The 7950-nt window shown below is 69.4% G+C and carries 7 protein-coding genes and 1 tRNA gene; 3 read left to right on the top strand and 5 right to left on the bottom strand.

The genetic code is table 11. The features are described from left to right. Both U9979_RS11420 and fxlM read left to right on the top strand, forming a co-directional pair. Positions 1-324 (top strand): transposase (locus U9979_RS11420; protein ID WP_322779363.1); only part of this gene is annotated, 324 nt, incomplete at its 5' end. Positions 325-411: 87 nt separating this feature from the next. Then, a complete protein-coding gene (gene fxlM / locus U9979_RS11415) occupies positions 412-1638 on the top strand; it encodes a methyltransferase, FxLD system (protein ID WP_322779362.1) in 1227 nt (408 codons plus the stop codon). Positions 1639-1657: 19 nt separating this feature from the next. Here the strand turns inward: fxlM and U9979_RS11410 are convergent, their stop codons facing one another. The 5 genes from U9979_RS11410 to U9979_RS11390 form a co-directional block, all read right to left on the bottom strand. Further along, complete coding sequence (locus tag U9979_RS11410; protein WP_322779370.1) at positions 1658-2047, bottom strand: lanthionine synthetase LanC family protein; 390 nt, start codon at positions 2045-2047, stop codon at positions 1658-1660. Beyond that, the gene (locus U9979_RS11405) at positions 2010-5000 is read right to left on the bottom strand and encodes a lantibiotic dehydratase (RefSeq protein WP_322779361.1); all 2991 of its coding nucleotides are present in this window, start codon (positions 4998-5000) and stop codon (positions 2010-2012) included. The genes U9979_RS11410 and U9979_RS11405 overlap by 38 nt, the downstream gene beginning before the upstream one ends. 8 nt (positions 5001-5008) lie before the next feature. Next, positions 5009-5188, bottom strand: coding sequence for a hypothetical protein (locus tag U9979_RS11400; protein WP_322779360.1), 180 nt, complete (start codon positions 5186-5188; stop codon positions 5009-5011). A gap of 2085 nt (positions 5189-7273) precedes the next feature. Beyond that, positions 7274-7528 (bottom strand): hypothetical protein, encoded by a 255-nt coding sequence (locus tag U9979_RS11395; RefSeq protein WP_322779359.1) that lies wholly within the window; start codon positions 7526-7528, stop codon positions 7274-7276. Then, positions 7504-7576, bottom strand: a tRNA-Leu gene (locus tag U9979_RS11390). Before U9979_RS11390 ends, U9979_RS11395 begins: the two co-directional genes overlap by 25 nt. Before the next feature lie 176 nt (positions 7577-7752). On the opposite strand from U9979_RS11390, the gene U9979_RS11385 reads away from it, so the two are divergent. Beyond that, on the top strand, positions 7753-7950 hold a 198-nt coding region (locus U9979_RS11385; protein ID WP_322779358.1), incomplete at its 3' end, for a response regulator.

Genomic DNA, 7950 nt, shown 5'->3' with positions numbered 1-7950 from the left:
CTCACCGCCGCCTGCCCCCAGATGACGGCCGTGGCAGGCCACGTCGCCGCCTTCGCCGAACTACTGACCCACCATGAGCACCCCGGCCGGGAGCCCGCCAACCTCCAGGCGTGGATCGAGGCCGTGACCGCCGACGACCTGCCTGCGCTCCACAGTTTCCTTCAGGGCCTGGACAAGGACCGAGCTGCCGTCCAGGCCGGCCTCGACCTGCCCCACAGCAACGGAGCAACCGAGGGCGTCAACAACAAAACCAAACTGATCAAACGTCAAATGTTCGGCCGGGCCGGGTTCACCCTGCTCCGCCAGCGCATCCTGCTCAACTGACACCATGCGGCCCACTACTGCCTCATCCGATCTTCAGCTACGAAAATCTTGTCTGAGCCAAATAATTGATGATCTTGGAGGTGGGGCGTGGCAGCCGACCAGCTGAGGAATGCGATGATCGATGGCCTGCGGCCGTCGGGCGCGGCGCTGAGTGGCCGGGTGGACGCGGCGATGCGGGCGGTGCCGAGGCACGTGTTCGTGCCCGACGTGTCGCTGGAGCGCGCCTATGGGCCGGACCCGGTGGTGACCCATCGCGACGGCGACGGGGTTCCGGTCAGCTCGGCGTCTGCGCCGGGCACGGTCGCCGGGATGCTGGAGGATCTCGATGTTCATCCGGGGCATCGGGTTCTGGAGATCGGCGCGGGGACGGGGTACAACGCGGCGTTGCTCGCGCATCTTGTTGGCCCGGCTGGTTCTGTGACGACGATCGAGTACGACGAGGCCGTGGCATCCGCGGCGCGCGGCGCGCTGAGCAGCCTGGGTGCGGCCGTGACGGTGGTGCACGGAGACGGCATGCTCGGTGTGCCCGGACGGGCGACATTTGACCGGATCGTGGTCACAGCGGGCGCATGGGATATCCCGAGGGCTTGGTGGGAGCAGTTGGCCGAGGGCGGACGTCTGGTGGTGCCGTTGCGGATACTCGGCCTGACTCGAACGGTCGTCTTCGAGCGTGCTGGAGCGGTTCTGCGTAGCCGGTCGGTCGTGGAGGACGGGTTCATGCCGATGCGTGGCGTCGGTGCCGTGCGCGAGCAGAACATCCCGGTCGGTGCGGGCCCGGACCTGACAATTCGGCTCGATGACGACCGCCCGGGGGATGCCTCGGCGTTGCGGGGTGCGTTGGATCATCCTGTGGCGGTGTGCTGGACCGAGGTCGCGGTCCCGTGGGGCTGGACGGAGCATCTCGATTTCTGGCTGGCCACGCTGGAGGGCTTCTGCCGGCTGCTGGTGTCGCGGGCCGCGGTCGAGGGCGGCCGGCTGATGGCGCCGAAGGGGCCGTGGGGAAGCATGGGAATCGTCGAGGGCGGGACGCTGGCGTATCTCACGACGCAGCCGACTCCTGACAGTGACGCAGAGATGCCCAGCTACGAGATCGGTGCCTGCGGCTACGGCCCGCGGGGCGCCGAGCTGGCGGCCCGGCTCGCCGAGCGGGTCCGCGACTGGGACCGTGACGGTGGGCAGGGCGTCCAGCTGTGGATCGAGGCACACCCGGCTGACGTGGGACGTCCGGAGGTGTCGGGCGTTCTGCTGGCGGTCGACAAGCGCGACAGCCGGGTTCTCGTCCGGGTGGCCGAGCAGGCACCCGTCGCGGTCTGACCGCCTTGGTCTGGCGGCGTCAGGACAACAGCAGCAGGGCGTCCCAGGTCGTGCGCAGGCCCTCGGGCATGGGGAATGTGGCGTGCTCGGCGAGAGTGAGCGCCGTTCCGGCTGCGCCGGTGAGGAAGCCGGGCCGGTCGGTGACCGTGCTCCCGGCGAGGTGGGCGAAGCCGAAGCGGCGCGTGCGGTCGTACGCGTCAGTGATTGCGGTCGCGGCGTGTCCGGCGACAGCTGTGTTGTGGATGGCGTCGGCGGCGCGCAGGACGCCGGCGTATCCGTGACAGAGCGTCGGCCCTTCGACGTCCCAGCGGCCCGGCCGTTCCGCGAGCAGGCGCAGCGCGTCGCGGGACGCGTCCTCCACCTCAGGTTCTTTAGCGGCTTGGCCGGCGAGTGTGAGCGCGTGGCTGATGCCGGAGATGCCGTAGCACCAGGCGTCGGCGCGTCCGGTTGGCGGGTCGGCATGGCCGGCGTCGAGTTCGTCGCCGGTGATGTGCGGTAGCCAGAACCCTGGCGAGCCGCTCCTGGGCGGTGTCGCCGAGGAGCCGGTTGGCATGCATGTGGATCACAGAGGAGGCGCAGTCCGCGCGCCGGTCGGCGGGCAGAAGGTCATGATATGCGCGCAGCGCATCGAGGTATCCCGCCCAGGCGGGGTGGGACTGAGGGATCGTGGCTGTGCCGTCGCGGGCCGCGTCGTTCACAAGGCGCCGCAGATCGGCGAGGCGGCGATGGGCGGCCCGGTCGAGGCGGGGGCGGCCGAGCGCGGCAGGTTTACGGCCGGCGAGCGTCCGTGCCACCGTCGCCATGGTCAGCGCGGCCATCACGAGCCGCTGGTCCGGTTCATGGGCCGCGGTCAATGCGGCGAGCGCCAGGTCGCTGTCGGCGGCGAAGAGCTCCTCGGCTGCCTCGATCGCCGACGGGCCGCCGTAACGTTCGATCTCCTGGTCGTAGGGCTCGACGCTGAATCCGCAGGCGAGAGCGTCCGCCACCAGGCGCGCGCCCCATTGAGAGACGGCGGGCAGCAGTTCGCCGCCAAGTACGGCCGGGGCCCCGTGGAAGCGGACCCGCAGATGTGGGCCGATGGCCTGGGTGCGGTAGCGCAGCCAGAACCAGCGGTCGAACATGCCACGCAGGCCCGGAAGGATCCCGGCGAGGCTGGCGAGGATCTCGTCATGCTGGGCCGCCGGTGCACTGATCGCGAGCGACAGCCACGGGCCGCCAGGCAGGTATTGCCCGGCTCCAGTTGGCCGGGGCAGCGCGGTGATCGGACGAGCGGGGGCCTGCGGGGGCGCCGTGGCGGCGAGCGGGATGACGAGTTCGAGCAGATGCCGGCCCGACGGCCCGGTCACGACATCCTGGATCGTGCCATCGCCACCGGGCTGTTCAGTGACGGCCCCCAGCCCGCGCCGCACATAGCGGCGCAGCAGCTCCGCGTCCCGCGGGTCGTCGAGGTCGAGGGGGAGCTGTCGTTCGGCATCATCGGTGACAACCACGGGCGGGGGCGGCGGGACGGTAGACAGCCGCCAGGACCGCAGCTGTGCCGCCCACACCGAGGTGTCGCGGGCGGCGTCTGTCAACAGCCTCGGCAAACGCCACCGGGCCGGCGCGAGAATCGTCGACCGGTACCGCACCCGTGGCTGGAAAGCCGTGTCACGCAGCGACCCCCAAGAGAACAGGCACCACGGGCGGCATCCGGACCGGCCCAGCAGCGCCAGCAGCCGGGCCTCCGCCGGCAGGTAACGCGGCCCGATACGAGAGTTCAGGACCGGCACGACCTGACACCGGCGATCCCGCGACCACAGCGTGAGGCGCTGAGCGTCGGCCACGAGCAGCAAGTCGTCAAGTCGCAGATCACCCGGCCGGGCGGGGAACCCGACCGGGATACGAAGCGGGGCGACGCCGGTCGGCGGGGCGATCGTCGCCAGCACCGGAATGCGGGGGCGGGCCACCACCTCGGCGACGAGCGCGCCCGATGGTGGGTCGGCGACGCGCGGCTGGCTGCCCGGGAGAAGTGAGGTGAAGCGGCCGGCGCTTGACCCAGCGTCCTGGGTGCCACCGACGTAGAGCGCCAGGTGCAGCCGGCCGGCGGCCAGGTCCTGCTCCGAGGCGGCGAGCACGCGGGCGTATGCCTCCGCGCCGGGCGGAGGCGGGTCGGCGCCGGGCACAGCGAGCGCGGCAACGGTGGCATCGTCCAGGACAACTTCAGTCCGGCTGTGGGCGGTCGCGTCATCGAGGAGACCGGCGAGGATCGCGAGGCATTCCGGAGGCGCCTGCGCGGGTTCAATGCTGGTCTCGATGCCGTCGTCCCCCAACCCGATGACCGGGTCGACGGCGTCGACTAGTGGGACGAAGCGGCCGTGGCCCCACCGGTCGACGAAACGGGCGTGGTAGGTGGCGAGCGTGGGCTTGGTACAGCTCATCGTCCACAGCACGCTGACAGCCTCGGCGGCGTCCTCCAGCAGTGCACGAGGCAGGGTGATGGTCGCGTCGGCGGCAACGTCGACGCAGAGCGGGTTGTCCTGGCCGCAGACGCGGGCGGACGCCTCCCGTGCCGCGTGGAGCGCCGCGAGCCGAGGTGCTGCCCCCAGGGGGAGCTGGTCAGCGGCGTGGAGCCGGGCCCGGAGATCCTCTAGCGGGCCGTAGACGTCGCAGCTGTGGGGCAGGTGGAAGAGCAGATGCGTGAGTGGATCGTCGCCCAGGTCGACGGGCAGCAGGTCGGTCAGCAGGAACCCTTGACGGGTCATCTCGATGACCATGCCGCGCAGCGTCGACTCCGGGACAGCCGGCCAGCGGTCACCGACTGCGGCGCTGATCACGCTGTGCCGGGCCCCCTGCTCGCACAATCGTAGGACCAGGGTGCTCGCCTTGGTCGCACGGATGGTCACGAGCTGCGGCACGCCTGCGCCGAGCGACTGCTGCTCGTGCTCAAACCGCTGGCCGCGGCGGCGGACCAGGTTGTTTGTCGTGAAGGTGAGTCGTTCGACCACTCCGGGAACGTCCAGGAGGTGATCGGCGAGGGCCGTCAGCGACACCGGGCTCGGGGCGCTGCGGAGGTGATGATCGCCACCGAGACGCAGCGCGCAGCCATGCTCGGCGACGACCACGGTCTGGACGCCGGCGAAGACCGCTCGCGGTGTCGGGCGCAGCCGCGCCCGACGGTCAAAGGCGCGGACAGTCGCTGCGGGGCGGCCGGCGCCGGATGCGCTGAGGACCGAGGCAACGGCCTCGCGGGAGGTGAGCGTGATTCCCTCGACCACGATCGGGTCCAGGGAGCGGCCCTCTAGGTCACCCCCACCCGCCGGGAGGAGCGGGATGCGCGCCAACACCGCGGCCCCCAGCAAAGGCGCGAATAGGCGTGGACGCACCGGCGGTGCTACTTGCAGTCCTTGCAAGTCGCCGAGCAACCCACGCTCGGGCAGGTGCGCGAGCAGCCGTCGTCCGTGCAGTCCGACGTCGTGTTCGACCCGGCGACGTCGGGCACCGGCACCGCCCGGGTACCGAGGTCGAACAGGTCCGCGGTCAGGCGGTCAAGAACCGCCGCGTCCTCTGACATGGGAACTCCCCTCACGATGGGCCATCGCAGCGGCGGCCAGGTTAAGACACGAACTGCGACGCTTCGCGACCCTTTGCTGTCAAGGTGTGACAGCACCAGCTCACTGTGACAGCCAAAAGTCATATTGGTTGGCCAATTCGGCGCTTGCGGCTACTGGACCCGGGCGGCTGTCAGGAAGCCACCGGCGACGACACGCCCAGGTCTGAACACCCCGAGCGTCGGTCCTGCACGGGGTGGTGGCTATGTCTGAGATCGATAGCAGGCATACACAACACGCATAGACAGTGTCACCAGGAGTTCTAGTCTGCGCCGATAGCGGTGCGCTGCGGATCAGGACCTGAGTGGGTGGAGATGGCGACGGTACGGTTGAGTCTGCGCGAGGAGCAGGACGATCTGCGTTCCCGTATGCGGGCTTTGGGGATGGGGCACGGTGAGATCGCGGCCGAGTTCGCGAGGCGTTACCGGTTTCGGCCTCGTGCGGCGTGGCGGCACGCCCATGGTTGGACACTGAACCAGGCCGCGCGTCAGGTCAACGATGTCGCCGCGCGCACCGGATATGACGAGGACGGGCGGGCTTCGATGACCGGGCCGCGTCTGTGTCAGCTGGAGAAATGGCCGGCCCGGTCCGGGACGCGGCCCTCCCCGCGTGTTCTCGCGCTGCTGGCGGTGGCCTACGGCGCTCCGGTAGGCGGTCTCCTCGACCTCGACGACTACGAGAACTTCACGGCCGCCGATCGTCTTGTCCTGGGCACGATGACCGGGTCGGGCATGCCGGCCTCGGCGCTGCGTGCCACTGTCTCTGAAATCCGGGGCGGGTCTGGCGTTTGGTTCACTGGTGGGCCGCGTGACGGTAGCCTGAACGTGAGAGATCGCGAGCTTGTGCGCAGTGCCCATGAGGTGGTTGTTGTGCCCGTTGACCGGCGCGGCTTTCTCGCGGGAGCCGGTCTGGTCGCTCCGCTCGCGGCGATGGAGCCCACCCGCCACACGGTGACCACGTCGCTTGCGCCTGACGACGGCGTACCGGGCGTTGACGAGTGGCGAGCGATCGTGCACGACTACAGCCTCAGTTATGGCACCGACCCTGCCGTCGAACTGTTGCGGCGACTCGACGCCGACCTGTCGGTACTCAGCGGGGTCGCGCGAGGCGAGACGGACAGCACGGTCGTGCGCGAGCTGCGCCGGATCGGGGCCCTGCTGGCTGCTTTCACGGCGCATGCAGCGGCGGACGTCGGTGACTTGGCGTCGTCTCGTCGCTGGTGGCGCACCGCGAAGCGGGCGGCTGACGCTTCGGGCGACGTCCACGCGCGGTTGTGGACTCGCGGGCGTGAGATCGTCCGCGCGCTGTACGAACAGCGACCCGTTGCGGACGTCCTCGGCCTCGTGGCCGAGGCCGACGCGGTCGCCGCGAGCGTCAACGCGCCGGAGAAATGGGTCTGGTCAGACCAGCCCGTCCACGAACCTTTGATCCCCAAATGGATGTTCGACGAGTTCAACGCCCACCGCCAGACCAGACGGGGCTCCCGGGAGGGGAATGACCTCAACACCCATCCCGCAGCCCGGCGCACCTATGTCTTCCGGGGCATGATTTTCTGCGCCTGCGGGCGGCGTATGATCGGGTACATCAGCCGGCCCGGCGCTCCCGTCTCCTACATCTGCTGGCCGAAGGGGAACAACCGGGGACGCGAAGACAAACTGGCCGGACACCCCAAGACGGTCCGGATCCGCGAGGACGTCCTCCTCAACGCCGTCCCGGACTTCTACGCGGAACGGGTGTTCGGGCGTAGCCGGGTGGCGCTGTTGACCGCCGAACTCGCGACCTTTGATGATCGAGACGCTCAGGAGCGGGCCGCCGCGAGAGGCAAGCTCCAACGACGGATCGAAGATCTTGCCCGCAAGCAGGACAACATCCTGCGGCAAGCTCAGGACGGCGACCCCGCCGATCCCTTCACCCAGGGGCTACGGCGCAGCTACAACGATCTCGACTCGAGACGAGCCGCCGCCCTTGCGAAGGTCGAAGATCTTGATGTGGCTGACGACGCTGAACCAGACCGACCTGGACCCGACAGCCTCGCCCTCCTCGACGCGCTACCGAAGCTCCAGCTCACGCTCGGCCAGGCGCCCGAGGCGTTGCAGCGATGCCTCTACGAGATCACGCAACTCGCCGTCCACGTCAACCATGAGAATCAGGAGGTACAGATGGTGATCAAAATTCCGGCCACCGACCTTGATCAGGTCGCCGACCTCGCGGAAGCGGCCGCCATGCCTGCGCCCCGCACGGCATCCACACGAGGTCCCCGCCGCGTCGATGCTGTACGTGCCCCCGGTGGGATTCGAACCCACACTGTCGGTGGTTTGAGCACCGTCTCTCTGCCGTTGGAGTACAGGGGCCGCCTGGTTGGAGCGCGGGGCTCTCGGGTACTGCAAGCCGCTACCGGACCGCTTGATGTGCAGGTAGGGCTTCCTCTACGACTCTAGCCGGGTAAGGTGCGGATCGACTGCCCACCCCGGCGTTACAGCGGGTCAACGGTGTCATCCTAACCCTGCGAGACCAGGAGTCCGACTCGATGAGCCAGCCATCCTCGACCCCCCGCCGGGTGCTGATTGCCGAGGACGAGGCGCTGATCCGTCTCGATCTCCGCGAGATGTTGCAGGAGGAGGGCTACGAGGTGGTCGGTGAGGCCGGTGACGGCGAGATGGCCGTCAGCCTCGCGTCCAAGCTCCGCCCCGACCTGGTCATCCTCGATGTCAAGATGCCCCGGATG

The sequence above is a fragment of the Protofrankia sp. Cas4 genome, assembly GCF_963555915.1.
GTDB lineage: Bacteria > Actinomycetota > Actinomycetes > Frankiales > Frankiaceae > Protofrankia.
The sequence above is the reverse complement of the archived record's forward strand: the minus strand, read 5'-3'. Positions and strand labels throughout refer to the sequence as shown.

Coding starts and splice junctions, on each gene's coding strand:
- U9979_RS11400 (WP_322779360.1), bottom strand. CDS start 5,188: ATGTCAGAGGACGCGGCGGTTCTTGACCGCCTGACCGCGGACCTGTTC.